The sequence below is a fragment of the Alkaliphilus hydrothermalis genome (genome assembly GCF_016908555.1).
GTDB classification, from domain to species: domain Bacteria; phylum Bacillota; class Clostridia; order Peptostreptococcales; family Natronincolaceae; genus Alkaliphilus; species Alkaliphilus hydrothermalis.
In genome coordinates this window covers 40,044-66,167 of sequence record NZ_JAFBEE010000012.1, presented here as the reverse complement: position 1 = coordinate 66,167, position 26,124 = coordinate 40,044, and the positions used below count along the sequence as shown (strand labels likewise).

23 protein-coding genes and 3 riboswitches are annotated in these 26,124 nt (G+C 36.4%); of the genes, 3 read left to right on the top strand and 20 right to left on the bottom strand.

Annotated elements, in window-relative coordinates; genetic code table 11:
* Positions 1–28 precede the first annotated feature (28 nt).
* From rimI to JOC73_RS09690, 13 genes are all read right to left on the bottom strand, one after another.
* Complete coding sequence (rimI, locus tag JOC73_RS09750; RefSeq protein ID WP_204402611.1) at positions 29–481, bottom strand: ribosomal protein S18-alanine N-acetyltransferase; 453 nt, start codon at positions 479–481, stop codon at positions 29–31.
* Positions 481–1,197: a tRNA (adenosine(37)-N6)-threonylcarbamoyltransferase complex dimerization subunit type 1 TsaB gene (gene tsaB / locus JOC73_RS09745; RefSeq protein ID WP_204402602.1), complete on the bottom strand. Its 717-nt coding sequence runs from the start codon at positions 1,195–1,197 to the stop codon at positions 481–483. Before tsaB ends, rimI begins: the two co-directional genes overlap by 1 nt.
* Positions 1,197–1,655, bottom strand: a complete 459-nt coding sequence (gene tsaE, locus JOC73_RS09740; RefSeq protein ID WP_204402594.1) for a tRNA (adenosine(37)-N6)-threonylcarbamoyltransferase complex ATPase subunit type 1 TsaE — start codon at positions 1,653–1,655, stop codon at positions 1,197–1,199. Before tsaE ends, tsaB begins: the two co-directional genes overlap by 1 nt.
* 300 nt (positions 1,656–1,955) lie before the next feature.
* On the bottom strand, positions 1,956–4,715 hold the full coding sequence (locus tag JOC73_RS09735; protein WP_204402588.1) for a P-loop ATPase, Sll1717 family: 2,760 nt from the start codon (positions 4,713–4,715) through the stop codon (positions 1,956–1,958).
* Entirely contained in the window at positions 4,712–5,146 is a 435-nt protein-coding gene (locus JOC73_RS09730; RefSeq protein ID WP_204402587.1) for a hypothetical protein, read from the bottom strand. The genes JOC73_RS09735 and JOC73_RS09730 overlap by 4 nt, the downstream gene beginning before the upstream one ends.
* Positions 5,147–5,290: 144 nt before the next feature.
* On the bottom strand, positions 5,291–5,908 hold the full coding sequence (locus tag JOC73_RS09725) for an ECF transporter S component (RefSeq protein ID WP_204402586.1): 618 nt from the start codon (positions 5,906–5,908) through the stop codon (positions 5,291–5,293).
* Between the two features lie 121 nt (positions 5,909–6,029).
* A riboswitch (FMN riboswitch) is annotated at positions 6,030–6,156 on the bottom strand.
* An 89-nt stretch (positions 6,157–6,245) separates the two neighbouring features.
* Entirely contained in the window at positions 6,246–6,728 is a 483-nt protein-coding gene (locus tag JOC73_RS09720) for a hypothetical protein (protein ID WP_204402585.1), read from the bottom strand.
* A 41-nt stretch (positions 6,729–6,769) separates the two neighbouring features.
* The gene (locus JOC73_RS09715) at positions 6,770–7,927 is read right to left on the bottom strand and encodes an amidohydrolase (protein WP_204402584.1); all 1,158 of its coding nucleotides are present in this window, start codon (positions 7,925–7,927) and stop codon (positions 6,770–6,772) included.
* Between the two features lie 197 nt (positions 7,928–8,124).
* A riboswitch (cobalamin riboswitch) is annotated at positions 8,125–8,297 on the bottom strand.
* Positions 8,293–9,699 (bottom strand): MFS transporter, encoded by a 1,407-nt coding sequence (locus JOC73_RS09710; protein WP_330613153.1) that lies wholly within the window; start codon positions 9,697–9,699, stop codon positions 8,293–8,295. It overlaps the preceding riboswitch by 5 nt.
* Complete coding sequence (locus JOC73_RS15520) at positions 9,686–9,748, bottom strand: hypothetical protein (protein WP_408626925.1); 63 nt, start codon at positions 9,746–9,748, stop codon at positions 9,686–9,688. The genes JOC73_RS09710 and JOC73_RS15520 overlap by 14 nt, the downstream gene beginning before the upstream one ends.
* A gap of 48 nt (positions 9,749–9,796) precedes the next feature.
* Positions 9,797–10,714, bottom strand: coding sequence for a succinate--CoA ligase subunit alpha (gene sucD, locus JOC73_RS09700; protein WP_204402583.1), 918 nt, complete (start codon positions 10,712–10,714; stop codon positions 9,797–9,799).
* A 17-nt stretch (positions 10,715–10,731) separates the two neighbouring features.
* A complete protein-coding gene (gene sucC, locus JOC73_RS09695; RefSeq protein ID WP_204402582.1) occupies positions 10,732–11,892 on the bottom strand; it encodes an ADP-forming succinate--CoA ligase subunit beta in 1,161 nt (386 codons plus the stop codon).
* Between the two features lie 14 nt (positions 11,893–11,906).
* Entirely contained in the window at positions 11,907–13,091 is a 1,185-nt protein-coding gene (locus JOC73_RS09690) for an aspartate-alanine antiporter-like transporter (protein WP_204402580.1), read from the bottom strand.
* Positions 13,092–13,259: 168 nt separating this feature from the next.
* Positions 13,260–13,446, bottom strand: a riboswitch (cobalamin riboswitch).
* 143 nt (positions 13,447–13,589) lie between these two features.
* On the opposite strand from JOC73_RS09690, the gene JOC73_RS09685 reads away from it, so the two are divergent.
* Positions 13,590–14,918 carry a polysaccharide biosynthesis protein gene (locus JOC73_RS09685; RefSeq protein WP_204402578.1) on the top strand — a complete coding sequence of 443 codons (1,329 nt, stop codon included), beginning with the start codon at positions 13,590–13,592 and terminating at the stop codon, positions 14,916–14,918.
* Between the two features lie 84 nt (positions 14,919–15,002).
* Here the strand turns inward: JOC73_RS09685 and JOC73_RS09680 are convergent, their stop codons facing one another.
* From JOC73_RS09680 to JOC73_RS09655, 6 genes are all read right to left on the bottom strand, one after another.
* The gene (locus tag JOC73_RS09680) at positions 15,003–16,073 is read right to left on the bottom strand and encodes a GNAT family N-acetyltransferase (protein WP_204402576.1); all 1,071 of its coding nucleotides are present in this window, start codon (positions 16,071–16,073) and stop codon (positions 15,003–15,005) included.
* Between the two features lie 213 nt (positions 16,074–16,286).
* On the bottom strand, positions 16,287–18,473 hold the full coding sequence (locus tag JOC73_RS09675) for a Tex family protein (RefSeq protein WP_204402574.1): 2,187 nt from the start codon (positions 18,471–18,473) through the stop codon (positions 16,287–16,289).
* 111 nt (positions 18,474–18,584) lie between these two features.
* On the bottom strand, positions 18,585–19,049 hold the full coding sequence (locus tag JOC73_RS09670; RefSeq protein ID WP_204402572.1) for a flagellar export chaperone FliS: 465 nt from the start codon (positions 19,047–19,049) through the stop codon (positions 18,585–18,587).
* 14 nt (positions 19,050–19,063) lie between these two features.
* On the bottom strand, positions 19,064–19,918 hold the full coding sequence (locus JOC73_RS09665) for a flagellin N-terminal helical domain-containing protein (RefSeq protein ID WP_204402569.1): 855 nt from the start codon (positions 19,916–19,918) through the stop codon (positions 19,064–19,066).
* 59 nt (positions 19,919–19,977) lie between these two features.
* Positions 19,978–20,247 carry an EscU/YscU/HrcU family type III secretion system export apparatus switch protein gene (locus tag JOC73_RS09660; protein ID WP_204402567.1) on the bottom strand — a complete coding sequence of 90 codons (270 nt, stop codon included), beginning with the start codon at positions 20,245–20,247 and terminating at the stop codon, positions 19,978–19,980.
* 10 nt (positions 20,248–20,257) lie between these two features.
* Positions 20,258–22,696: a DUF6240 domain-containing protein gene (locus JOC73_RS09655; protein WP_204402565.1), complete on the bottom strand. Its 2,439-nt coding sequence runs from the start codon at positions 22,694–22,696 to the stop codon at positions 20,258–20,260.
* A gap of 159 nt (positions 22,697–22,855) precedes the next feature.
* On the opposite strand from JOC73_RS09655, the gene JOC73_RS09650 reads away from it, so the two are divergent.
* Positions 22,856–23,302 (top strand): YaaR family protein, encoded by a 447-nt coding sequence (locus JOC73_RS09650; protein WP_204402563.1) that lies wholly within the window; start codon positions 22,856–22,858, stop codon positions 23,300–23,302.
* Positions 23,303–23,386: 84 nt separating this feature from the next.
* Positions 23,387–23,587, top strand: a complete 201-nt coding sequence (locus JOC73_RS09645) for a cold-shock protein (protein WP_204402561.1) — start codon at positions 23,387–23,389, stop codon at positions 23,585–23,587.
* A 171-nt stretch (positions 23,588–23,758) separates the two neighbouring features.
* Here the strand turns inward: JOC73_RS09645 and JOC73_RS09640 are convergent, their stop codons facing one another.
* Entirely contained in the window at positions 23,759–25,966 is a 2,208-nt protein-coding gene (locus JOC73_RS09640) for a methyl-accepting chemotaxis protein (RefSeq protein WP_204402559.1), read from the bottom strand.
* Positions 25,967–26,124: the final 158 nt, after the last annotated feature.

Below are 26,124 nucleotides of genomic sequence, written 5' to 3'. Positions count from 1 at the left end.
AACTTTTAACACTTATCTCTCTATTATTTTATTTTGTACAATCCTTCCACATAATCATTGCATCCTCACCATTATCCTGATAGTAGCCTGGCCGAATACCGCAGGAAAGAAACCCTAATGATTTATATAAATCTTGAGCAGTAATGTTGGAAGTCCTCACCTCTAGGGTCATCCGCTCCATACCTAGACTGATTGCCTCCTGAATCATCCCCTCTACTAAAATCTTACCGATTTTTCTCCCCCGATACTCTGGGTGGACAGCAATATTAGTAATATGAGCCTCATCTATAATCAACCACATGCCTCCATAGGCGACTACTTTTTCTTCGTATGTAGCTACAAAATATCTTGCCAATAGATTTTTCTTAACTTCCTTTTCAAAGGAGCTCCTTGTCCAAGGGGTAGGGAATGATTTTTCCTCTATGACTACAACCTCGTTTAGATCCTTGACTTCCATTTTTCTAACCTTGATAGACTCCATTAGGGCATTTCCCTGCCTTTCATTCGTTCATCGTATTGGTGCTCTGCTTGGGATTTTCTCATATAAAGAGGAACTAGCTCTGATGCCTCCATACTTTCATCCTTTAAGGCCTTTATTCTAGCCAACTGGGCAATGGAAGCCGCCCTAGGCATTGACACCATACTAGGAGAAAAATTAGCTTGAGTAGATAGTGTTTCATTTAGTTTACCTCTAAATTTTTCTACTGCATCCCCTACAAAAATAACTTTTTCATTTTTATCTCTTAAATAATTAATCAATTCATCCACTGATAAAACCTGTTGCTCCATGACTTCTTGAAGTCCATCCCCGTCCCAACTATACAGGGCAGTATAGACCATATCCCTTTGGGCATCAATAATTGGACAGATTAATCCATCGGCATAGGGTACATTATAAGCCAAACCCTCAAGGGTTGGCACCCCAACTACAGGCTTATTTAATGCCTGAGCCATTGCCTTTACTGTGGTCATACCTATTCTAAGCCCCGTAAAGGAGCCTGGCCCTAAAGAAGCAGCAAAGATGTCGATTTCTTTAGGTTCCATTTCGCAATGGTTTAGGATCTCTTCAATCATGGGCATTAATTTTTCCGAGTGGGTTTTTTTATAGTTTAAAATAATTTCTGCTATCAATTTTTCATCCTCCATCACTGCCACTGTAGCTACGATAGAAGAGGTATCTAAAGCTAGTATTTTCATTATTTCAACAACTCCTCAACAATCTTTTCATAGTATTCATTAGTCGACTTTAAGCATAACTTTCTTTCCTGCGGTCCCTCCACAGTCAAATCAATCCATAAAAAATCAGAGGGTAGAATTTCTTCTATTAGAGTTGCCCATTCAATAACACATACACCGTTGCCGAAGAAATATTCCTCATAGCCTAAGTCCTCCATTTCCATTGGATGCTTGATCCGATACACATCAAAATGATATAGAGGGATCCTTCCCTCATGATATTCGTGGAGAATGGTGAAGGTAGGGCTTGTCACAGGTTCTTCTATGTTTAATCCCTTTGCAAAGGCTTGGGTAAAGGTTGTTTTTCCCGCCCCTAAGTCTCCCGATAAACAGATTACGTCTCCGCCCTTCACCAGTTCCGCTAGTTTTTTTGCTATTTCCGCTGTTTGTTCTTGGTTATTGATCATTTTACACGTCATATCTGCACCTACTTATTAGTTTCAATATTTGTATTTTACAGTGATTGCTTCACTGATTTTTCTTTTTTGTACTTTACTTTAAACTGTTTTAACTTAAACTCATTTTGCTATTAAAATTATTTCACCTCTATAATTATTTGCTTCTATTGACAATTTAGCCATCTTTTCCATACCATACTCTATTTTAGCATAATTTACCCTATTTTAAATCTGCTTATTTTATTATTCTCATTATTTCCTAAAATCATTTTTTACTGTAAGACAATAGCACACCAATTTTAGGTGTGCTATTAATAATATTTATTTATTTTTAGCTTTTAGCCCTACCCTAGATAAACCTAGCCCAATTAAAAATATATCAGGAATATGATATCTAATTGGGTCACTTTTCTTTCTTTGATAGGGCTTCATAACACCTATATCAACCAATTCAGCAATTGTGTTTATTTCTTTCCCTTCCGGAACACCACATTTACGTAAAGCTTCTTTTAAGTCATCTTCATTCGCTGGGAAACGAGGTAAAAATTCCTTGAGATTATTGAATATTGCTTCAAATTCTTTATATTCATCCAACAAATCATCAACTCTATCAATAGAAACCTCATTCATTACTGAATCTAGCATTTTAGGTCTAACTATATTATTGTATATACCAAAAATTTCAATCTTTTCTAAGTTTTTCTCTGCAGCAAATGCAAATAACTTTAGTATACTTCTAGGGACTATTCGTTCATTCGTATCTGCTAGATGATTTCGTATCCAGTTATAAGAGAAGGCAGCCTTTCCACTGGCCATACGTTCTCCGACCAAAACTTTTAAAATTGCTTTATTAATATCCACATCAGCCTTTGGGATATAACCTAAGTAATCATCCTTTTTCATCAGTAGCCCTATAGAAGAATACACATCTTTAAACAACTCAGCTACTTCATTTGATTTTTGTGCCATTCTTTTCCACACCATAGCTAATAGTTCATCATATGTCCAACTAAGCTTCTCGGAAAAATTGCGTAATTTCACCTTATCTGTTAAATCATTAACTTCTTTATTAAAAATATCATCCCTTAAAAATATTTTCACTCTTATATTTTTGTATCTTGGTAAATATTCATGCCATAGACCTATTAAAGCAGAAATCATCGAACCTCTTATATCTCTATTTTTTAACAGTACATCTAACGCATCATAGACAAGTATAATATTCTGATTTCTTTCTTGTAATTGTTGATCTAAGATATGAAAATAACCCTCTACTTCCTCCGCTCTTTCTAAATTCTCCGCTAATTCACGAAGATTACTAATTGATTCCAGGTTTTCTTTTACCTCACTAGGAACAAAATTTAATTCTTCACCTACTTCTCTTGCCAATGATCGGAGGGCTAGTAATTGCCAAAATCTTCTATGTACAAATGCTTCTTTCTTCTGTCCTATAATTTCAAAACTATCGGAAGTTGGAAAATCTGCTGATTGCTTAAGCCCTGTTATCCAGATTGTCCGATCAAATGATTCTGTAGATACACCTAAATAAGCTGCTAAATATTTAGCATATGTTCTATGTTCAAGAACTGAAAATAGAGCTGTTTTACCACTTCCCTTAGGTCCTAAAATCAAGAATTTATCTGACTCAAATATAAATCGATGCTCCTTCAGTGGATAAAATTTTTCTATTAAATCTTCATCACTTTTAAATTCATTTTCTGATGCAGCTACTTTACCTGTTATCTGCGAGATACCTTCTAGCATTTTCGATTTATTATCTTCTTTTATGTCAATTTTCAACTCACTAATTTCCCTTTCATTACCATATGATGCAATTTGTTCAGCTAATTTAAAATATACATTTGACTTACCATTATCATCTAATAGGTTTGCAATTTTTTTGTTTGTATTCAACAATACTGCTTGTGGCTGATAATTGATTAAATATGGATAATGCTCAGCATTTTCTTCATATAAATCTGGTAATTTGCCTTCTTCATAATAATTAGTCTCTACCAAAAGGTTATAAGCATTTTCTAAGTAAAAATCTATTTCCTCATCAGCCTCATCTTCAGATATAGGAACAGGACTATTAATTAAGAAAAAAGGAATTTTATTTTCTATAACTTTAGGTAATACCATCTTCATCCCTGCCATATTTTGATCATTCCCATAAAACAACAAAAAGGCTAAATCAGCAAACTGCGTTAATGTTAAGCCCCCAACATCATGAATGCCTGTTCTAGCATCTAAGAAAATATAATCTGGTTTAAATCGATCACTCAGTTGGGTAATCATCATTGATATTGGATTATTTTCCTCCATAAAAGTTGGAGTATTAAAGTCTAATCTCCCCATTTTCTCTAAATATACCTCTGTATTTTCATCTTTTAGATTAGAAGCAGGAACAACATACAATTGTCCACCAGATGAACCAATCAATTCTCTGTCTTGTATTGTATATACATACTCATCAATATCCAATTTATAATTTGTATTTAAATAAATTTGGCTCTCAATTAGGTAATCTACTACCCCATACTCTGGAAACTGATTATTTTCAGGGAGAAGTACAGAAGAAAGTCCTGGAGCCTCTAAGTCAAAGTCTACCATGACTACTTTTTTTCCTTGTCTTACTAATTGTAATGCTGTTAATACCATAGATGTAGTTCTTCCTAACCCCCCTTTAAAGGAGTAAAAAGTTATAACCTTAGGCACAGATTGTATTTCTTCTATTTGCATTTTTTTCCTAAACCAATTCAATCGAGTTAAATGTCGCTCACCGTAATAGATGTTATCTGTATCATTTATTTTTTTTGTTATAGTTCTTAATTTATCAAGAAATCTAGAACCTTTAAAAACTTGTTCTACAGTATTAAGCCAAGGTTCACCAATAGCCTCTTTAATAATATTGGTTACAAAATTAATTAATTCTGAGTCTTCTCCTTCTTTTAGTATATATATTGATATTCTACCAAACACATCCCTTATGATATAAAATGTAACATTATTATAATGTTTAATAATTGTAAGCTTATCATGTAATAATTCATATACTTCATCAAAATGTACTGTCTTCATCTTCTCACCATCCCATCTACCTTCATCTCATCAATTATATCCATTACAATTTCTGATTCATTTATAAATTTATCTGCTACTTCTTTCGTGTTCCATAAAGTGGAACTGCCTGAATATCTATTATTAGGATGCCATCTGTGCTTACCTTTATATATGGAGGTACATTTTGTATTTAAATCAATACAATATTTTGAGTAAGTCTGATCAAAAGACACTGTCTTATTAATTACTTCATTTATCCTCCTTATATTATGTCCAAAACTGTCTGGTTTACCTACCTCCGATGCTTCAATTAATAGTTTTCCATAGCATTCTAATATATAACCTGATAAATAACAAGTGTTAAAGTAACTAGTATTATTTGGAGTATTATTTAGTATATTGGCATCTTTCCAGACTCTTTGTGCTGTTGCATAAAAATCATCCTTCAAAGTTTATTCACCTCTTTAACTTTTACCTTTGTATTCTTTATATACTAAATTATACCACTTTTTATATAAAAGCTAAACGTTTTTATATATAATTGTTACTCTCTTTTAACTGAAAAGGGCCTCCAACAGGAGACCCTTCATTTATTAATTGTTTTTAAGTAATGGTGATATCTTTTTGTAGATTATTATGGTTACTATTCCAATTATGGTCCCTTTAAATAGGTTGAAGGGAGTGATTCCATACATTACTAGACTCTCTAGGTCTACAATTCGACTATTCACCACTGTTCCCATCTCTACAATTACTTCCAATGGGAATATCTTTGTATAGAAGGGGATTATAATATATAGGTTAGCCAATACTCCAGCGATTGCCATACAGATTGTTCCGACTATTACACCTAATATCGCATGTTTACGGTCTTTTTTAAGATGATAAATCATAGCTGCCGGAACAACAAAGCCCGCCCCAACTATAAAATTCGCCAACTCTCCGATACCGCCTGTTTCAGTCTTTGTTATGAAGAATAATAAAACCTTTACTAATTGAATCAACGCTCCAGCCACCGGTCCTAAAGCAAAGCCTCCAATTAAAGCTGGTACATCACTGAAATCAACCTTTAAGAACCCAGGAAAAATTGGTATTGGAAATTCCATCAACATCAAGATAAAAGCCATCACCGATAAAATAGAAACCTTCACCATTGTTTTTGTAGACATTGTTTTCTTTCTTGTGCCATAACCTGTACTTACTCTATGCATGACATAATTCCTCCTCTTTATGAATTCCGATTCTTCATCATGTTTTGGAGAAAAAAATAACAAAACACCTGAAGAATCATCTCCAGGTGTAAAGTAGGCATAGTTCACAATATATATAACAAACTATCTTCTCCCATCCAGACTATAACTGTCGGCTCTGGAATCTCACCAGATCAGCCTATTGGCTCGCGGGCTTCGTTCATCACGTTACCGCCGGTGGGGAATCGCGCCCCGCCCTGAAGAATAGAATAAATATTATTAAGTTTACTATTATTATAACGCTAATTATCATTGTTAGCAATAACTTTGTTTAATATATATCCATCAAAGTCCATCATTAACCTTTTATTTTCCCTAAGAACTTAAACTCTGCCTCTAACGTATATCTGTTTTTAATGATTACACCCATAATCAACAGAAGAATGATTTGCTTTGGTGTAGCAAATATAACCCGTAGCCAGTCATGGGAAAGGATTTCAGCATATGTATAATCACTAAATTTAAGTGCCATGAGTATGTATGCTGATTCAACCAAAATGTTCAAGGTGGCTCCGATAGAGCTAGAAACTAAGCCACAAAGAGGGTTCACTCTAACAACCGAACAAGTTATTGCCATCATGGATATTGTCTGGTAGACAAAACGTTCTCCATACCCTGTATATTGTCTAATATAGTATGAAGCAATCCCCTGTAAAATACCTGCCACCACTACTCTTTTAACGGAGGGCTTTTTTCCCATTAAATATAGCCCCAAGTAAATCATTATCATGGCTTCTGGTATTCCGCATATAATAATATCCTTTAAAGGCATCTGATCCATTTTCTATATCTCTCCTTAATGCCTCCAATACCCCACTTCAATTACTTACGGTATACTATCTTTCCATCAATAATTGTGCAGCTTACACTAGCTTGTAGATCAAAAGGATGATTATCCCAGATAACAATATCTGCATCCTTACCTACTTCTAGACTTCCTATACGGTCTTCTATACCTAATATTTCCGCAGGATAGATGGTGATGGATTTAAGAGCCTCATCTTCATCCATTCCAGCCTTCACCGCCATAGCTGCACACATTGGTAGACTTTCCAGAGGAATTACTGGGTGGTCCGTCATTATAGCCACCTTAACCCCTGCTTTATTTAATACCCCAGGTGTATCAAAGGTTTTATTTTTTAGTTCATACTTCGAACGATGACCAAAGCTTGGTCCCACAACAACAGGAATTCCTTCTTGAGCTAATTCATCAGCAATCAAGTGTCCTTCTGTACAGTGTTCTAATGTGATTTTCAAATCAAACTCTTTAGCTAATCTGATAGCAGTAAAGATATCATCCGCTCGATGGGCATGGGCCTTAAGAGGAATTTTCTTCTCTAACACAGGTAACATTGCCTCCATTTTCATATCGTATGGAGGGAATTTAGCTAGATCACCATCTGCTGCAGCTATTCGGTCTTGGTATCTCTTGGCCTGTAGAATGGTTTCTCTTAATAGAGCAGCGGTTCCCATTCTTGTCATAGGCATACGCTTTTTCTCATTGTATACCCTCTTTGGATTCTCGCCAAAGGCACACTTCATCGCAACATTCTCCACCATGATCATGTCGTCGATTCGCTTTCCATAGGTTTTGATTACTGCAAACTGCCCTCCGATCACATTAGCACTTCCTGGGCCTGATGCAGTTGCAGTTATTCCACCCTCGTAAGCTTCTTTAAAGGTAACATCCATAGGATTAATACCATCAATACTTCTTAAGTGGGGAGTAACGGGGTCTGTCATTTCATTTCCGTCAGCCCCTTCAAAGCCAATGGCATCCTCCCATAAGCCTAAATGTGAATGGGCATCAATCATACCTGGGAACACCATTTTTCCAGTAGCATCAATTACTTCTACTCCCTCTGGTGCTGTGATTGTTTCCCCTATTTCCTTAATTTTTCCGTCTTGAACCAAAACACTTCCCTTTTCCAATACTTTTCCAGCCATTGTGTAAACTTTTGCATCTTGAATTAAGATCATTCTATCCCCTCCTAGTATAATGATTAACTCTATTATTCAACACAACGCCGTCAAATCCCTCTTGAATAATTAAAAAATTTCGAGTATTGAAACATTAATCTATTCAACAATTCCCCACTGTAAAGAACCCACTAAAAAAAGTAAAGGCCAAGGTGTTTTGCATTTGCAAAAAACACCTTGGCCTTTACCATCGTTCATATTGACAGGAATATCAGGCAGGTCTCCTGGCTTAGCTTCATCACCCTACATGCCTTCCCAGTAGAACCAGTGGCTATTTAATGTAGGGCTCCTCTTTACAGTGGCGGGACCGTTGAAGATTGGCACTTCATTACCTATTCTCCCCGTGGGGCACCTGTATTCCTTATTTATTTTTGTTTAAGATTTCGGCCACATAAACTATCTGCATAGATATTTTTACAACGGGTTTCCTTCACTAGGAATGTAAAAACGTATCCTACTGCTGCAAAGGCAAAGCAATATAAGAAGGCTTTTTGATATAATTCAGTAGCTTCCATTGTTCCACCATAGGTATCAAAGATTTTTCCTAGGATTGGAGGTAAGATTGCTCCTCCAAAGAATCCTCCCATATTAACAATGGATGTTGAAATCCCTGCTATAGCAGGATGGTTAACTTCCTTACCGCATGCCCAACCAAGTACGAAGGCAGGACAGGTAAACCCAAGGATAAAGAATAAAGGATATAATATTTCAACTGGAGGCTTTCCGTCTCCTACGAATACGATGATTGCCCAACAAGCAACGTAGATTGTACCGAATGCGATCATTGGTATCTTTCTACTTTTAACTGCGTCAGAAATTTTTCCAATTACTAGTCCCCCTAGGGCTAGACCCAACACTGCCACCATTAAGTAGTTTGGTGCTTTTTCTGGGGCTAATCCATATACATCTACTAAGTAGCTATTTCCCCAGGTTCCTGTTAGGGAGACAAAAGCCCCAAAGAATCCTGTAAAGATGACGAATCCTGGCCATGTGTAGGGATTTGTCAAGGCTTGACCTAAGCTCTTTAGTAGAGGTGGTCTTTCTACCGCTTGGGCCTCCTTTTTCTTTCCTTCTATTTCTTCTATAGTTGGTAATCCCATATCCTGAGGGGTATTACGAACCACCACATAACAAAGGATTGCTAAAAGTATACTGATTGCTCCAATTCCTGCAAAGGTACTTCTCCACGTAAAATATCCTACTAATATTGCCAAAGGTGTTTGGGCAAATATCCCCCCCATGTTTCCAACGAAGGAGGTAATCCCAGACATTGTACCAAATTCACTTTCCTTAAACCATTGGGATTGTACTTTTAAAATTGCAATAAATACTACCGAAACACCTATACCTACTAATAATCTTCCAGCAAACAGCATAAATAGGTTTGGCGCTAATCCGAACATAACTGAACCGATCCCTGCTAATAATGTTCCTAAGGTAACTGTTTTTCTTGCCCCCAATGAATCAGCTAGGATTCCTGATGGAATCTGCATGAACATATAGGCGTAAAAATATGTGGAACCAATATTGGCAAAGGTTGTCCCTGTAATTCCAAAGGTATTAACCAAATCTTCCCTTACCACACCAATTGCTAGTCGGTGAAAGAAAACAATAATATAGGCTAATGCCAGCACTCCCCATACAATCCAACGATAAGATAGCATCTTTTTGACTTTATTTTCTTCCATGTTTTCACTTCCCTTCATTAGTCTCATACTATTCCATTCTACTTTGTGGAGACTAATATTGCAAGTGAATTTAAAATCCTTCACCTAATACCTCATGGACAAAGCCAACAGTTATAAACATTTTGGGATCAATTTCTTGTGCATAGCTCTTAATTTTTATATACTGTCTTTATTGATAAGACTAAATCTTTTCAGATCTAACTTCATACTCACTCCTCCATAAATTATTTTCCTTCAACACCTTCACTAAGGTCTCCCCCATAGTTGTTGGTTCATCAACGATGGAGATCCCACAGCTTTCCATTACCCTTATCTTTTCATCTGCTGTTCCTTTACCTCCTGCGATGATGGCTCCTGCATGACCCATCCGCTTTCCTGCCGGTGCAGTTTTTCCACTGATAAATCCAACTACTGGCTTTTTCATATTTTCCTTAACCCAATGGGCAGCCTTTTCTTCTTCGTTTCCACCGATTTCCCCAATCATAATCACAGCGTCGGTATTTTCATCCTCATTAAAGGCCTTCAAGACGTCAATGAAATTAGTTCCATTGACTGGATCTCCTCCGATACCTACTGCACTTGATTGCCCTACTCCCCTTTGAGTTAATTGATGCACCGCTTCGTAGGTTAATGTACCTGAACGGGATACAACTCCAATCCTACCTTTTTTATGTATATAACCTGGCATGATGCCGATTTTACATTCATCAGGTGTAATAATTCCAGGGCAATTAGGTCCGATTAGTCTGGTTTTTTTGCCCTCCATATATCTTTTTACAATAACCATATCTTTAATTGGAATATGCTCTGTAATGCAAATCACCAGCTCTAATTCAGCATCTACAGCCTCTAATATTGCATCGGCTGCAAATTTTGCTGGAACATAAATCACCGAAACATTTGCACCAGTTTCTTCTTTAGCTTTATCTACTGTGTTAAATACAGGAACTCCCTCTGCAAATGTTCCTTCTTTCCCTGGTGTTACACCGGCTACAATTTTAGTCCCATATTCCAACATTTGCTTAGTATGATAGAGGGCCGTCTTACCTGTAATTCCTTGTACCATTACTTTCGTTTCTTGATTAACCCATATACTCATTTCAAATCCCTACCTTTCTACTTGATTAGCTCCACTATTTTTTTAGCACCCTCACCCATATCTCCTGCTGTTACGATGTTTAGATTAGAATTTTCTAGAATCTTTCTTCCCATTTCTACATTTGTTCCCTCAAACCTTACCACAACAGGTACATTTAAGTTGGTTTTAATTGCTGCATTGACAATACCCCTAGCAATCACATCGCACTTCATGATTCCTCCAAATATATTTACAAAAATTCCTTTTACTCGACTGTCGGATAGTATGATTTGGAAGGCATTAGTTACCTTTTCTTCCGATGCTCCACCCCCAACATCTAAAAAGTTAGCAGGATCCCCACCATAGGATTTAATAATATCCATTGTAGCCATTGCTAGCCCAGCGCCATTTACCATGCAACCTATACTACCATCTAAAGAGATGTAGGCCAACCCATGCTTTGAAGCTTCTATCTCCTTCTCATCCTCTTCATTTAAATCTCTATACTTAAGTATATGTTGATTTCTATATAACCCATTATCATCGAAGTTTAGCTTTGCATCTAACGCCATTACCCTTCCATCCTCCGTCACCACTAACGGATTGATTTCTGCCAATGCGCAATCATTTTCCATAAAGCATTGATAAAAATTAATCATCAGTTTTACTGTATCATTTATCAAATCTGTAGGGATGTTGATGCTAAAGCAGATTCTTCTGGCTTGGAATTCCGATAATCCAATTAATGGATCAATTGCCTCTTTAAAAATCTTCTCAGGCTGTGATTCAGCTACCTCTTCAATATCCATACCGCCTTCTTCCGAGGCAACTAGTGTTACTCTTGATGTCTCACGATCCAATGTCAAAGCTAGATAATATTCTTTGTGAATCCTACAACCTTCTTCTATTAAGAGGGTCTTAACCTCCTTACCTTCCGGTCCCGTTTGATGGGTCACTAGGGTTTTACCTAGCAATTCTTTTGCATAACCACTGACTTCATCAATACTTTTAGCTATTTTAACGCCTCCTGCTTTACCCCTACCACCGGCATGGATTTGAGCCTTCACAACTGCCACTTCGGTTTCAATGCTCCAGGCAGCGCTTGTGGCTTCCTCTGCATTGACAATTACTTTCCCCTTTGGTACTGCTACACCATACTTACTTAATAACTCTTTTGCTTGATATTCATGTATATTCATCTTAATCCCTCCATTTATAAATTAGACAAAATATTTGTAAACAATATCATAAAAAATAATGCAAAGGGATAGGTGGCCCCATATCCAGCTGTTACCTCATCACTATCCAATGCTTCGATAGAAGCGGCTAATCCTGGCGTACTTGTCATTCCCCCACATATACCTCCTAATAGATATACAGTTGATAATTTTAATACTTTCTTACCGACTATATACCCTACCAAAATACTAAAACTTGCAGTGACAATACCGATCAAGAGTAATTGTCCTCCTGTTGTTCTAATAAGATTCAATGCATTATAACCGTAATTTAGACCTACAATAGAAAGAAACATATTCAAGGATATATCCCTAACAACAAATAGTTGCTGCTTCAGCATATTAAAGTTCAAAAATCCTATTTTCTTTATATTCCCTAATAATAGTGCGCTGATCAGCACTCCGCCTGTAGACCCCAAAGAGAAAAATCCTAAATAGCTGCCTAAATAAACGTTGATTTTTCCAATAAGTAATCCCAATATACACACTAGTGAAAAAGAAATTATGCAAAAGTTGGATTCCTTTTCAATAACAGCATTGGAATATTCTACTTTTGTTGTTGCGTTTTGTTTAACCTCATTGTTTTTATAGTTTTTGCCTAAGAGCTGTGCAAAGATAATTACCAATACAACACCTGGTATATAAGATATAGAGTATCCTAACCCTACCATTGCCTCCGCATTTCCTCCCATTTCTTTTGCTGCCTCCAATGCAGTGGCTAAACCAGGGGAACTTGTTAAGGCCCCAACATAGGTCCCAATAACTGATGCCTTCATATCAGATACCAATCTAACAAATCCCCATGTCGTTAATGCTCCAGTAGCAGTGATGACAAAGGCTAAAATCATAAAGCTATATCCGTTATTCTTAATGATTGTTTTAATATTTTTAGCTGCAAGTAGCCCTACTGCAGCTATAAAACCAATTAAACTTATGTTAAAGAGCTGTGAAGAAATAAATGCCCCCTGCAACAACGTGGAATCAGGAACCTCCTTCTGAAGATATACAGTTATACAATAGCTTATAAAGATACCGACAAATAAGCCTCCAGAGCTTCCTAGTTTAATGTTTTTGAAATTAATTTTACCGATTAATTGCCCTAAGAATATGCTTAAAAACATAAGCAAAAGGGGGTTTGAAATAAATTTTATTAGGTCCATTTTTAGCACTCCTCTTCTTCTCAAAAAAATAAACTCAGCATTTGCTGAGTTATTAAACATCATTGGCACAATAAAAAAACCTTTCTAGCGTTAGAAAGGACATTATTAACAGAAGTAGTATCAAACCCCTACTCTCCAATAACACCTCCTCATCCTCGTGAGTAATAAACAGCGTTTTTACTATTGGCAGGTCTCCTGACTCTGGACTACGTAATCCCACACCTTCCCATACTTAAGTACAGTGGTAATCGTAAGATCCTATCCATTACAGTGGCGGGACCGTGTCGGATTTACACCGATCTTCCCTTTTAAACAATCTTTTACTAAAGATAGTACCAATAATAATATTTATTAAGTTTTTAAATACCTCTATAATGATTATATCTATTAACCACAATAAGTCAAGTGTAATTTTATGACTATTCATTTTCCATTCGAATATTTTATGTTATTCTTAAATATCCATATAATTAGTTACTAGTATAAGAAGGTGATTAATTGAAAAGGAATAGCTTTATTTATGGTTCTATTATCCTCGCTTTTTCCAGCCTTATTATAAGGTTGATCAGTTTTAGTTATGATGTATTTTTATCTAGAGTTATTGGCGGAGAAGGTATTGGAATTTTTCATATGATTATGCCTATCTTTATGATTGCACTAACGTTAACAACTTCTGGTATTCCGACTGCTATCTCTAAGATTACTTCAAGAGAGCAATCAATGGGCAACCATTATATGATCATTAAAAATTTGAAGCTATCAATTTTACTCATCTTGGGGCTTTGTGGGATGACCAGTATCATCCTTATTTCTCAAGCCAAAAGAATTAATTATTTCATATTTCAAGATAAGGATGTTGTAACTTCCTTTTTTTTATTAGTTCCTGCTATTTTCTTGATTTCTATTACTTCTGCAATCCGAGGGTTTTTATATGGACTGAACAAAATGGCCCAAGCAGGTATGTCGGAGGTTGTTGAACATATCACCAGATTTATAGGGGTTATGCTTATTTTATCCTTTTTTCCTCCTAGTGACCCTTGGACGGCAGCCAACATTGCAATCATTGGTATTAGTATAGGGGAGTTTTTTGATCTAATTTACTTAATTTATTTGTATAAGAAGCAATTCAGAAATACAGCCTTCTTCTTAAAGAAGGTCTCCACCAGATCTATGATCCACCAAATCTTTTCAACTGCTTCTCCTTTAACGATACTAGGAATAATTAATCTAACCTCCCAATTTTTAATTTCTATTATATTACCAAAATCATTGATGGTATCAGGTATGTCCCTTCTTGAATCCACAGAGGCATATGGGAGAATTATGGGGATGACTATGCCTCTGATCTATCTTCCATATATTTTTACATCATCTTTGGTAATTAATATTATCCCCAGTATCACTTCACAGCTACAAAAAAACAGCTTGAGGAGGATCAAAAAGGACATACATTTAGCATTGTCAATCACGCTATTGATAGCCCTTCCCTTGTCTATTGTGTATGTTGCTTTTGGAAACCCTTTGGGGACATTATTGTATGAAGATTCCTATGTGGGGACGTATATTAGAATCATGGGAATCGCAACTGTTTTCATCTCATTACATCATATGCTATCAGGCGTACTGTATGGTTTAGGTAAGGAAAAGTACGTTGCCATCAATCATTTAATCGGTATGAACGTTCAACTTCTATCCATCCTTTACGTTAGAGATCCTCATTATGGGCTTAATGCTTATTTTATTGGGTTTATATTGTCTTCTATTGTGACTTGTTTGTTGGATTGGAGGCTTTTGCTTAGGACGATAGATATTCATCTAGCTACTTAAAAAAGCTTCGTAAAGGATATCCTTACCAACAATCTGATGTCCTCCCTAATCATTTGCTTTGATTAGTCTATGGGTTACTTGGACTTATTTATTACTTTCAATCTTTTCATCTAACAAATCAATCCATTTTGGGTCATGAAAGTTAGAGCACATGCCATAGTTTTGAAGTTTATTAATATAATTTTTAAGCCTGATATAATTTATTTTAATTTCTTTATCCTCCATGGTATTCATTATATCCATGGCCTTTTCCATATCATTGGAATTGACATATGCATAAAGGCCTTCCAACAACAAACAGTCATGGGTCTTTGATGCCTCTTCTAAATACTCAGCCCATTCATACCATTCAGATTTGGATAAATCCGTTGGATTTTCAATGGGAGGATATGAGGAGAAAGAATCGTAATCATTGCTATATGTAAATCCTAACTTATCTGCCATTGAAGTAGAGCCTTTATTGGAGTCTACACAAAGCCATTCAACATTTTCGTATCCCTTTTCAAAGCTATCTTTAATGGTTGCTGCTGCAACTTTTTTGGCAAAACCTTTATTTCTAAATCGATCATCTGTGTGTACTCCAATTGCAGTGCTCTTACTAAAACTACAATCACTTAAGGACCAGCTGACAATTACCTCGTTGTTATGTATGTAATATCCCGTTCCATATTTCTTGAATTCTTCATCGTTATTCCAATTTTCTGCCCAACCTAGTACTTTACCGGAGTTTTCAAGGTTTTTCTCTCTTAATAGGGACAAATCTACTTTTTCCATTACAAACCCTTCAGGTAAATTCATGTCTGGCCCTACAAAATCATTCATAGATATGATATAACGTCTTCTTTTATATTTTCTAATAAAAGAATTTTCATGGATCTTCGGTATTATATCAATCCATTCACTGGAATCTGGGGTTAACTGATCCCAGAAATCTAATTCAGAAGATACTTGAGCATTAAAAGCTTCATCCTCTGTACTACCGGCAATCAAATTACACTCACTTGTCTGAATCAATGCGGATGTAGGATTTTCAATGTTGTTGACATAAATTTCTCCCGACATAACGCCATTGATAACTGAAAATACAGATAATTCGTTTTGTGATTTTACTAAATGTGCTACTTTCCTATAGTCTTCATTCCTTAATTTAATCATTCAATTCCTCCTATTGATTTCGTTATCGCTAACTTATATGACTTCCATATTAATTATACTACATATTGGTAATATTTTGTATGTACTTTCCACTATTAAATTTAAAAATATTGCATAATGTAAATAACCTAAAATTTAAGATTAAACAAATGAAAGGAACTAGTAATAGTACCCTTCATTTGTTTAAATATTTTACTTTAAAAAGACACGCTTTTAAACCTGCTTCATACTCAAAGAAACCTTACCCCGTTCAATGTCTAATCCAATAATCTTAACCTGCACCTCATCCCCAACAGATACCACATCCATTGGATTTTTCACGAATTTATCTGCTAACTCAGAGATATGCACAAGTCCGTCCTGCTTTACTCCGATATCAACAAAGGCTCCGAAGTCCACAACATTTCTAACAGTCCCAGTCATAATCATATCTAATTGCAAGTCCTCCATCTTTAGAACATCACTTCTAAAGATTGGCTTTGGCATTTCCTCCCTTGGGTCTCTACCAGGCTTTTTAAGCTCTTGAATAATATCCTTTAGGGTTGGTAGTCCGATTTCCAATTCCTCAGAAAGAATTTTTAACTTCTTTTCTAAGTTATTTGCTTCCCCTTGCTCTCCATATTGAAGTATTCTTTCTTCAATATTTCTCAACTCACCCTTTTTAATATCCGCTTTACTGTAGCCTAGTTTTTCTATCAACTTCATTGTAGGCTTATAGGATTCTGGATGGACAGAGGTATTATCTAAGGGATTATCGCCGCCGGAGATTCGTAGGAACCCAGCACATTGTTCAAATACCTTTGGTCCAAGTCTTTTTACCTTTTTAATCTGTTGGCGACTGGAGAACTTACCATTTTCCTCCCTAAATTCAACTATATTTTTAGCCACTGTAGAAGAAATCCCCGCTACGTATTGCAATAAAGAAGGAGTTGCAGTATTGAGGTCTACCCCAACGGTATTAACACAATCCTCTACAACATTCTTTAGGGTTTCTCCAAGTTTGCCTTGGTTTAGGTCATGCTGATATTGACCTACCCCAATACTCTTTGGATCTATTTTAACTAGCTCTGCCAATGGGTCCTGTAATCTACGACCAATGGAGATGGCGCCCCTAATAGATACGTCAATATTGGGATACTCTTCTGTGGCAAGTTTTGAAGCCGAATAAACAGAAGCCCCTGCTTCACTGACGATGGTATAATATACAGTTTTATCTATTTCCTTTAGCATCTCTGCCACTAGGAACTCAGTTTCCCTTGAAGCCGTTCCATTTCCGATTGGTATAATGTCTATATCATATTTATTAATCAATTCCTTCATTACCTTCTTTGCTTCCTCAACTTTGTTTTGAGGGGCATTTGGGTAAATGGTGGTATAGTCTAGTAATTTTCCTGTCTCGTCCAATACCGCCAGCTTACAGCCAGTTCTAAAACTAGGATCTATGGCTAACACCCTCATGTCTTTTACTGGTGGAATCAACAATAGAGGCTTTGTATTTTTACCAAATACCTTGATGGCTTCTTCCTCTGCCCTTTCTGTCAGGATATTTCTAATTTCCCTTTCAATCGATGGGGAGATTAGACGCTTATAGGCATCCTCTATCGCCTCCTGTAGGGTAGCTGTTGTGATGGCCTTTTGATTTGTGATGACTTTCTTCGTTAAATATTCAAGAACTTCCTCATCAGGGCTTACTACCTTCACCTTAAGTTTCTTTTCCTTTTCTCCTCTATTCACTGCCAAAATTCTATGGTTGGCAATTCGATTAACCCCTTCATTAAAGTCATAATACATTTCATATACTGTCTTTTCTTCAGGGTCTACAGCAACACTATTAATTACCCCTTTTTGAAGATTTAATTCTCTTATTTTTTCCCTGTACTCTGCATCATCAGAAACAAATTCTGCTATGATATCCTTTGCTCCATTGATGGCATCCTCCACTGTCATGACTTCCAATTCTTCATTAATAAAAGGGGTCGCCATTTCTTCTATAGTACCCTGTAGAGCTTCTTGTTTTAATATCAATTCAGCCAAAGGTTCCAAACCCTTTTCCTTTGCAACGGTAGCCCTCGTTCTTCTTTTTTGCTTATAGGGTCTATAGAGATCTTCAATCTTTTGAAGTACTGTGGCTCCTAGGATTTCCTTCTTTAACTCTTCCGTTAATTTCCCCTGCTCGTCAATTAATCGAATTACTTCTTCTTTTCTTGATTCTAAATTTCTTAAGTATGTAAGTCTCTCATGTAGGTCCCTCAGTATCTCGTCACTAAGACCGCCAGTTACTTCTTTCCTATATCGCGCTATGAAGGGGATGGTATTACCTTCATCTATTAGGTTAATGGTATTTTCAATCTGACTGGATTTAATACTAAATTCTTGAGCTAATTGGTTAATAAGCTTCATAGCCTTCTCTCCTAACTAATTAATATTTACTAAATTTACCGTTTTATCTATTATATCATAGTGTCCAATAAATAAAAAAATGTAAGGGTATTTTATCTACCCTTACATATTCTATCCCTTTTTCCACTTATCCTCATCATGATTTATAAAATCATTCAATTGATTTTTTCCGTAGGTTAATCCCGTTACCCTTCCACTGCATTTTTGTAGGGAGGATTCCACCTGTTCTTCCCCCAGTTGCCTCCAACCTTCATACAGAGGAGTTAACACTTTGATCGCCTCCTGTAGCTTTTGGCCACTTTTATAATTGTCTGCTTCGGTCATTAATCGATTTACATATAGGTATAGGCTTCTAAGGTTTTTAGCAATCTCTGAGTCCCCCTCTAAAGTCGATAATAACTCAGCCAGAATATCTCTTCCCCTTGCAAGAGCTTCTTGGATGCCCTCATTTTTTCCTTCCTCCATTGCCCCAGTAGCTTCCATTAAGGAATTAATTAACTCTTCATAAAGCAAAGCTACCAGCTGCGGACCATTTGCTGTCGTAATCCGATTAAGTAGATAATTTTTATCCTTCATCTATTTCACCACCATTAGCTTAACAACTGTAGAATCGACTGAGGTCTTTGGTTTGCTTGAGCCAACATAGCTGTCCCTGCTTGGGTTAAGATATTTAGCTTTGTAAAGTTTGACATTTCCATTGCCATATCCACATCCTCAATACGAGACATGGCTGCAGTGATGTTTTCTGCTGTATTGTCTACATTGGCGATGGTGTGCTCGAGACGATTTTGGATGGCCCCTAGTTTTGCTCTTACTTCCGAAACTTTCTTGATGGCTGCATCAATTACCGTTATGCCTGTACCTGGATCATTAACTAAATCAACTGCATCGATAGCTAGACCAGTTGGCGTTGTGTCAAGTTTATCGATAGTAAATTCCATAATTTCACTGGCATTTGCTCCTATTTGTAGGATAATTTTTTCTTGGGGATCAGCTACGGGGGGGGTGGCATTATCAAAGCCATCTAAGGATCCATCCAACAGCTTTTTATCATTGAAGTTTGTTGTTTTAGCAATATTATCTATTTCTTTTACTAATTCATCTATTTCATTTTGGACTGTTTGTTTATCATCATCGTTATAGGTTCCATTGCTTGCTTGTACCGCCAATTCCCTCATTCTTTGTAGCATTGAGTGTATTTCTGTCATTGCTCCCTCTGCCGTCTGTACGAGAGAAACTCCGTCTAATGAGTTACGGGAAGCCACATGTAATCCCCTCGTTTGGGCCCTCATTTTCTCAGTAATAGCCATCCCCGCCGCATCATCAGCTGCTCGGTTGATTCTTTTACCAGATGACAATTTCTCCAATGCTCTACTGGTCATATCAGTATTTCGCGTTAATAATCTATGGGCATTTAATGCAGGTATATTATGATTAATTCTCATCTTTTTTCCCCCTTGAATCTATGCTTATATTATTTATATCGGCGTTTCTGTCAAAAACTTTACCTTACCTTTTTGGTATCTAATCCCTCAACAAAAATGAGGACTTGAGCTACAATTTCATATAGTTCCTGAGGAATTTCTGTCCCTACTTTGAATTGGATTAGCTCTTTAACTAACTTCTCATTGTGATGAATAGGCACTTCATTTTCCTCTGCCTTTTCTAATATCTTTTCTGCCACTACCCCATGTCCTGTAGCCATAATTTTGGGGGCATGATCCTCCTCAGGATCATATCTCAATGCAACAGCTTTTTTCACATGTTCCTCCATAGCTTCACCCCTAAATCATCATATCAATAAAATTGACACCTTTTTGCTTGTCCGCCACTTCCTCCACCATACTCATTAAATGTAGGTCTTCATCCACCCTAAAGGCAATGTCCTTTACCTCGTATCCTATCTTGGAAAGCATATCCTTCAAGGCTGGAATCTGGGGTTCTATCATTTCTTGATATTCCTTATATAGTACCCCCACCTTTAAAACTAATTGCCTATAGTTGACCCCTAAGTATATATTGATATTCCCCATATTATTGGTATCCATATTTAGAAGCACCGACATGTTTTTAGGGTCTATTTTCTTGCTGCCCTGCTTATCCTTCATGACATAAATCTGTAGATTCTTCATCTGATTATCCATCATAATCGGCATTTGTACAGTTGTATCCCTATGATTAAGCTGATTTTGGGTGTCTATTGCCTCAGACAGCTTTTCGATATTCTTATAGAGTTGTTCTTTGGATTTATCATCCAAAAGACTTCCCTTTTGGGCTATATTGTTTACTATTTCGTTGAGTTCTTTATTGAAACGACTTAGGTCCATTTTTCCATTCTTCAGGCTGTTGGTCAAATCCTTAGCCATCTCCTTCATTCCTTTAACCTCAAGTTTTAGGGCTTCATTCCCTTCTTTTTCTAAGAACTCCATCAATTCTTGTACTTGGTGGCCTACTTGCTGTTGATTTTTAAGGAAGTTTGAAATTTGCTTCATTTCTCCTAAATTATGGGGAAGGTTATTCTTCATGAGAAGAGCTAAAATATCCTCCCCTTGCTTTCGTATCTGGGGTAATACTTTGATTTGCTCCCAGTTACCCTCCTGTAGGTTGTGTTCATTAATATAATTTGAGATTCTAGGTAACTCCATTTTTTCCAAGGATAAACCCTTCTCTAATCCCTTCGTCACCATCGAAGAAGTAAGGTGTTGTCGAATAAAATTTAATTCCTTAAAAGCCTGTTGCGCTTCATTGCTAGCTTTAATAATTCCTAGCTTAGACGTCTCTGGGATATTATTAGCTAACCCCTCTATAGTCAAAGGATAGTTGTTTTTTATATGACCTGTAAGGTTATTGGGGGTTATTTTATTCAACTGAGAAAATAGTTTTACTACCTTTAAGGCGCTGTAATGGATCTCTTGCCCTCCTTGAAGTATCAGTTCTTGATCAAATCCCATCGGCGCTTTAACCCTATGGAGGTCCCCTAATTTAAAATCAGTCCCCTTCTTTAAAAGCATTAGTAAATCTTCTTCTTTCGCTTCCCCCAGCAGCTTAATTTTACCAAGCATTTCGCCTATTTTTTCTTCCTCCGACAGGGGCAAAGTCTCCATTTGAAGCATCTCTGCCTTTAGAGAATCTATATTTTTTACCAAATCCAATAGCTTAGATAGGTTTTCCGATTCAATATCGTACCCAGCCTTCATTAAAAGGGAAACATTATCTTGGTCTAGACTACTGTTTAGTTCTCCAATAAGGGCCTTTAGCTCCATCACTTTTGATAGATTCTCTTTATTTACCTCCATCCCTTGTCTAATGAGGGCTTTGGATAGACTAATATTTTCTTTATTTACCACCTGCCCATCGGCAGTAAGGAGTCTCTTAATATCTTCTTCTAAAAGCCTTAAATCCTTTTCCGTTGGTTGATTTTTATTTCCTAAAAAGCCTCCATATACTTTGGTGGCATATTGGCTAAGTTTCTCTTCTATGGCTATTGCACCTTTTTTGATGGAATTTTTTAATTTGTATAATTGATTGATGTTTCCCTCCACCTTATGCTTGATTGCCTCCACAAATCCTTCTTCGTCATAATTTTGGATACTATGGAGTTTCGTGAAAATAGCCTTTACCTTCTCTATGGATTCTTTAGTGACTTCCACCCCAGCCCTCTGGAGGGCTTTGATAATGTCCGTTACATCCTTTCCTTGTTTGCTACCATAAATCTTTTCAGCAATCTTCTCCGCATCCTCCGTGGAAAGCTTTTTAAATTTCTTGATAATTTTACTTAAGGATAGGGGCTGGTCCTCTTCTTCCGCCTTTACCTTCTCCAGCTTATCTACTACCTCCTGTAGGGAGTCCTTTTCCAAATCCACTTGTTCCTCCATAAGTTTTAGGGCTGTATCGTAGTTGAGCTCCTGAACTAAATCATTCAAATGATTCTTTGTGGAGATATATTGCACCAAATTTTCTTTACTTAAATGAATCCCGTGGAAATCCAATACCTTTAACCCCTGTATTAAATCCTCCTTTACAGGCATATTAAAGCTATTCAGTAGTTTCGTATATTTCTCTTCCTCACCTTGAGATATAGGAAGAACATTTACTTGTAGCTTGTTGGTCTGGAGGGTCTCCAGTGACTTGTTTACTTGATCCCTTTTCTTCAAGGGCATCATCCCGTTTCCATATACTTTGTTAAATAATAGATTCATTGGTTTTCCAATTCCATTATTCATCCTGTCACCACCTTTAGTTCTTCTACTTAATCTATCGACAATTTCTTTCCTTTACTTTACTGTAGAATAACTCCTCCCAGTCAACAACTAGGTCTAAAACTTTTATTATTTATGCCGATATAATATAATAGAGACAGAATTTTAAGGAGGGGATACTCCATGAAGCGAATAGATCAGTTAGGTTCCGTTGAGTTCCGTGAATTAGTCAATGCTCCAGCACGAAAAGCTGAAGTAAATAAAGAGAAGTTTATCACCAAATTTCAGGAAATAAAATCTGACCAAGTGAGAGAACACCTCCAAGGACTTTATGATAAAATCCTTACTCAGTCTGAACGAATAGGGGATAAGATGCATCTCAGTGAAGTCATTAAATATAAAAACCTAGTACGGGAATTTCTAGATGTGGCTGTTAAGAACTCCCATCAGTTTTCTAAACAAAATTTCTTAGATCGTCGTGGTCGTCATCGGGTCTACTCCATTGTTAAAAACGTTGACCGAGAACTAGAATCCTTGACCAAAGAATTCTTAAAAGAAGAGGTGGACCGCATTTCTATCATTAAGCGATTGGATGATATTCGGGGTATGCTCTTAGATGTAATGATGTAAAAAATATTTGACAATACCAAAAAATAGTGATATCCTAGTGTTGTAACATCGTTACAGAATATAATTTTTTGGAGGTTTTTTTAAATGAAAACAGGCGTAGTTAAATGGTTTAACAGTGAAAAAGGTTTTGGATTTATCTCAGTTGAAGGTGAAGATGATGTATTCGTACATTTCTCAGCTATCCAAGGAGACGGTTTCAAGTCATTAGACGAAGGACAACAAGTAGAATTCGAAGTTGTTCAAGGTGACAGAGGTCTTCAAGCTGCAAACGTAACAAAGTTATAGTAGTAAATTATAATAGAATATAAGTTATATTTTATATAGCAACTACTGAAAAGAACCCTGAAGCATCAGGGTTCTTTTCGTTTTATCATTTGCTTACATATTTTAACTTTAAAATAATGTTCCCCCAATTTTTTATCTATTGGGGGATTTTTTTAGGTATCTTCTTTAAAATTACTTTTTCTTTTTAAAAACGCTTTTTGAAAACTTCTTAAAAAATCCTCTCATATTAAATCCTTTACCCTTATTTATTTCGTTAAGGATATCCTGATCAGTTTTTTTCATTATTTCTTCATTTCTGATTCCATCAACCAAGGCATCTTTGGATTCATTAGTCATCTTGGATAACTTAAATCGTTGAGTAATAACCTTCAACTCATTAATCATGCTATTCAGAGTAACTGTCGAATCTGACATTTGTTGAATAGAAGCATCCTGTTCCTCCACGCTTGCCAATACCTGCTGAGCGGCGGCGGCAGTAGATTGAGAGACACTGGCCACCTCATTCATCACTTCTTCAGTGGTCATTACATCTTGTGCTAATTCCTCTATAATGCTTTCTAAGTTTTTCATAGAGCTGGACACACCATTGGCTTCATCCAGAATAGTTGTGAAGGAGTCTGCAGCACGATTGATTACCGTGTTTCCTGCTTCTACTCCCCTTATTCCTTCTTCCATTGAAACAACAGCTTTACTTGTTTCGTTATGGATTTTTTCGATTAACCCTATAATTTCCTTAGATGCTCCTCTAGATTGCTCTGCTAGCTTTCTAACCTCTTCCGCCACCACAGTAAATCCTCTACCATGCTCTCCTGCTCTTGCAGCCTCGATTGCAGCATTTAATGCCAATAGATTTGTTTGATCTGATATGGCTGTGATTAATTGACCTGCTCGATCTATTTCTCCAATTTGCTTGTTTAAATTTAATATTAAGTTAGATGTATTTTCTACTAATACTGTAACATTTTCCATAGTTGTTTTTATTTCTTGAATATTTCTTACTCCTCCAGCAGCTAGCTTTGAGGTGTTTTCTGCTGAAGAAACAGCTACGGTTGTACTGGATTGTACTTCCCTTACATTTCCCACCATTTTTATGATAATCTCAGAAGATTGGTCTACCCTACCCATCTGTTGAGATGTCCCTGCCGCCACACTCTCTATAGTCTTGGAAATTTCTACTGCAGCCATTGAAGTTATTTCAGCGTTACCCTTCAGTTCATCAATAAAATCCCCGACTTGGTCTGTTGCCCCTGTGATTTTGACCAGAATTTCAACTAATGAATCGGTCATTTCTTTGAATGCCCTTTGTAGCTCACCAATTTCATTCTCTGCCTTAATCTCTATATTCTGAGTTAGATCTCCTTCTTTAATCTTAATTGCATTGCCTACCAGCAATTGAATTGGTTTTGTGAAATATTGAGCAAATACAGTTGTCATAGCTAATGTCACCAGCATCATGATGAGAGCAATAATGATGTTTCTAACAAGGGATTCCCTTGTTAAGGCCAACACTTCACTTTTTTCTTGTTGAACAATGACTTTCCAAGGGTGATTTTTCAAAGATGCCGCGGATACCATCATTTCTTTACCATCATTATTGATTCCTTCTATTTTTTCAACATTCTCTAGAACTACCTTTTTAATCATTTCTGAATCCTGTTCTAAAACATTGTACCTTTTCATTACATATTCCGAAGCAATCCGATGACCGATAATATAACCATCTCCATCTACTACATAGGCATATCCTGTATTTCCTATAGCTACATCCTTTACAATTTGACTGATTTTATTAAATCCCACCACTACTGAAAGGACACCCACTCTTACATTATTTGCATCCGACACGACAACGTTAACCCTAAAGCCAACATCGATACCATCTTTTACAGATTGGGTTGTACTCAAGCCCTTTGTTAATGCCTCCTGAAACCACGCTTCCCCAGCTACTGACTCTATTTTGTTGCTTTGATTAGCCACCATTAAATCTCCAGATTTATCAAATAAATAAATTTCTTTTATTTCCCTATTCTGGCTCTTAACAGTGTGAAATAGTTCCTGTACATCGTACCGCTCCATAGATGTAAAGTCCCTTGAAGAAGCTAATAATCTAACAGTATTGAGCAGCGTCTCTACATAGACATCCAGCTGCATCGCAATTGAGTTGGCAATCGTCTTATTATTTTTCTCTGCGGTATCTTTAATATTGCTGGAATCGAAATAATAATTAACCGCAGATGTGATTACTACCATTACCAAAATCAGTGTACAGATAACACTCATCAACTGCCGCTTAATGCTCTTCTTGCTACTCTTATTACCCTGCGACTGTCCTTTAATTTTTGTCCTTTTTGCTATTTTTCCCATAAATCCTTTTTTCATAAATGTTCCTCCCTTAGTTCTGCAATTTCCTTTATCTTTAGTCAATATCCGAACACTTAAGTAAGTATGTAAAATTCCTCATGTATTCTAATTCGATAAAATAACCAAAAAACCTTTATCTTTAGAAAATTAAATACAATAAAAATTTTGCATAAATC

Bases quoted from the DNA above. Each gene is read 5' to 3' on its own strand.
- JOC73_RS09675 (WP_204402574.1), bottom strand. From the start codon at position 18,473: ATGAAGCTTATTAACCAATTAGCTCAAGAATTTAGTATTAAATCCAGT.
- JOC73_RS09690 (WP_204402580.1), bottom strand. From the start codon at position 13,091: ATGGACCTAATAAAATTTATTTCAAACCCCCTTTTGCTTATGTTTTTA.
- JOC73_RS09680 (WP_204402576.1), bottom strand. From the start codon at position 16,073: ATGATTAAATTAAGGAATGAAGACTATAGGAAAGTAGCACATTTAGTA.
- sucC (WP_204402582.1), bottom strand. From the start codon at position 11,892: ATGAATATACATGAATATCAAGCAAAAGAGTTATTAAGTAAGTATGGT.
- JOC73_RS09640 (WP_204402559.1), bottom strand. From the start codon at position 25,966: ATGAAAAAAGGATTTATGGGAAAAATAGCAAAAAGGACAAAAATTAAA.
- tsaE (WP_204402594.1), bottom strand. From the start codon at position 1,655: ATGACGTGTAAAATGATCAATAACCAAGAACAAACAGCGGAAATAGCA.
- JOC73_RS09735 (WP_204402588.1), bottom strand. From the start codon at position 4,715: ATGAAGACAGTACATTTTGATGAAGTATATGAATTATTACATGATAAG.
- JOC73_RS09670 (WP_204402572.1), bottom strand. From the start codon at position 19,049: ATGAAGGATAAAAATTATCTACTTAATCGGATTACGACAGCAAATGGT.
- JOC73_RS09660 (WP_204402567.1), bottom strand. From the start codon at position 20,247: ATGGAGGAACATGTGAAAAAAGCTGTTGCATTGAGATATGATCCTGAG.
- JOC73_RS09725 (WP_204402586.1), bottom strand. From the start codon at position 5,908: ATGCATAGAGTAAGTACAGGTTATGGCACAAGAAAGAAAACAATGTCT.
- JOC73_RS09665 (WP_204402569.1), bottom strand. From the start codon at position 19,918: ATGAGAATTAATCATAATATACCTGCATTAAATGCCCATAGATTATTA.
- rimI (WP_204402611.1), bottom strand. From the start codon at position 481: ATGGAGTCTATCAAGGTTAGAAAAATGGAAGTCAAGGATCTAAACGAG.
- JOC73_RS09715 (WP_204402584.1), bottom strand. From the start codon at position 7,927: ATGATCTTAATTCAAGATGCAAAAGTTTACACAATGGCTGGAAAAGTA.
- JOC73_RS09720 (WP_204402585.1), bottom strand. From the start codon at position 6,728: ATGGATCAGATGCCTTTAAAGGATATTATTATATGCGGAATACCAGAA.
- JOC73_RS09645 (WP_204402561.1), top strand. From the start codon at position 23,387: ATGAAAACAGGCGTAGTTAAATGGTTTAACAGTGAAAAAGGTTTTGGA.
- JOC73_RS09650 (WP_204402563.1), top strand. From the start codon at position 22,856: ATGAAGCGAATAGATCAGTTAGGTTCCGTTGAGTTCCGTGAATTAGTC.
- sucD (WP_204402583.1), bottom strand. From the start codon at position 10,714: ATGAGTATATGGGTTAATCAAGAAACGAAAGTAATGGTACAAGGAATT.
- JOC73_RS09655 (WP_204402565.1), bottom strand. From the start codon at position 22,696: ATGAATAATGGAATTGGAAAACCAATGAATCTATTATTTAACAAAGTA.
- tsaB (WP_204402602.1), bottom strand. From the start codon at position 1,197: ATGAAAATACTAGCTTTAGATACCTCTTCTATCGTAGCTACAGTGGCA.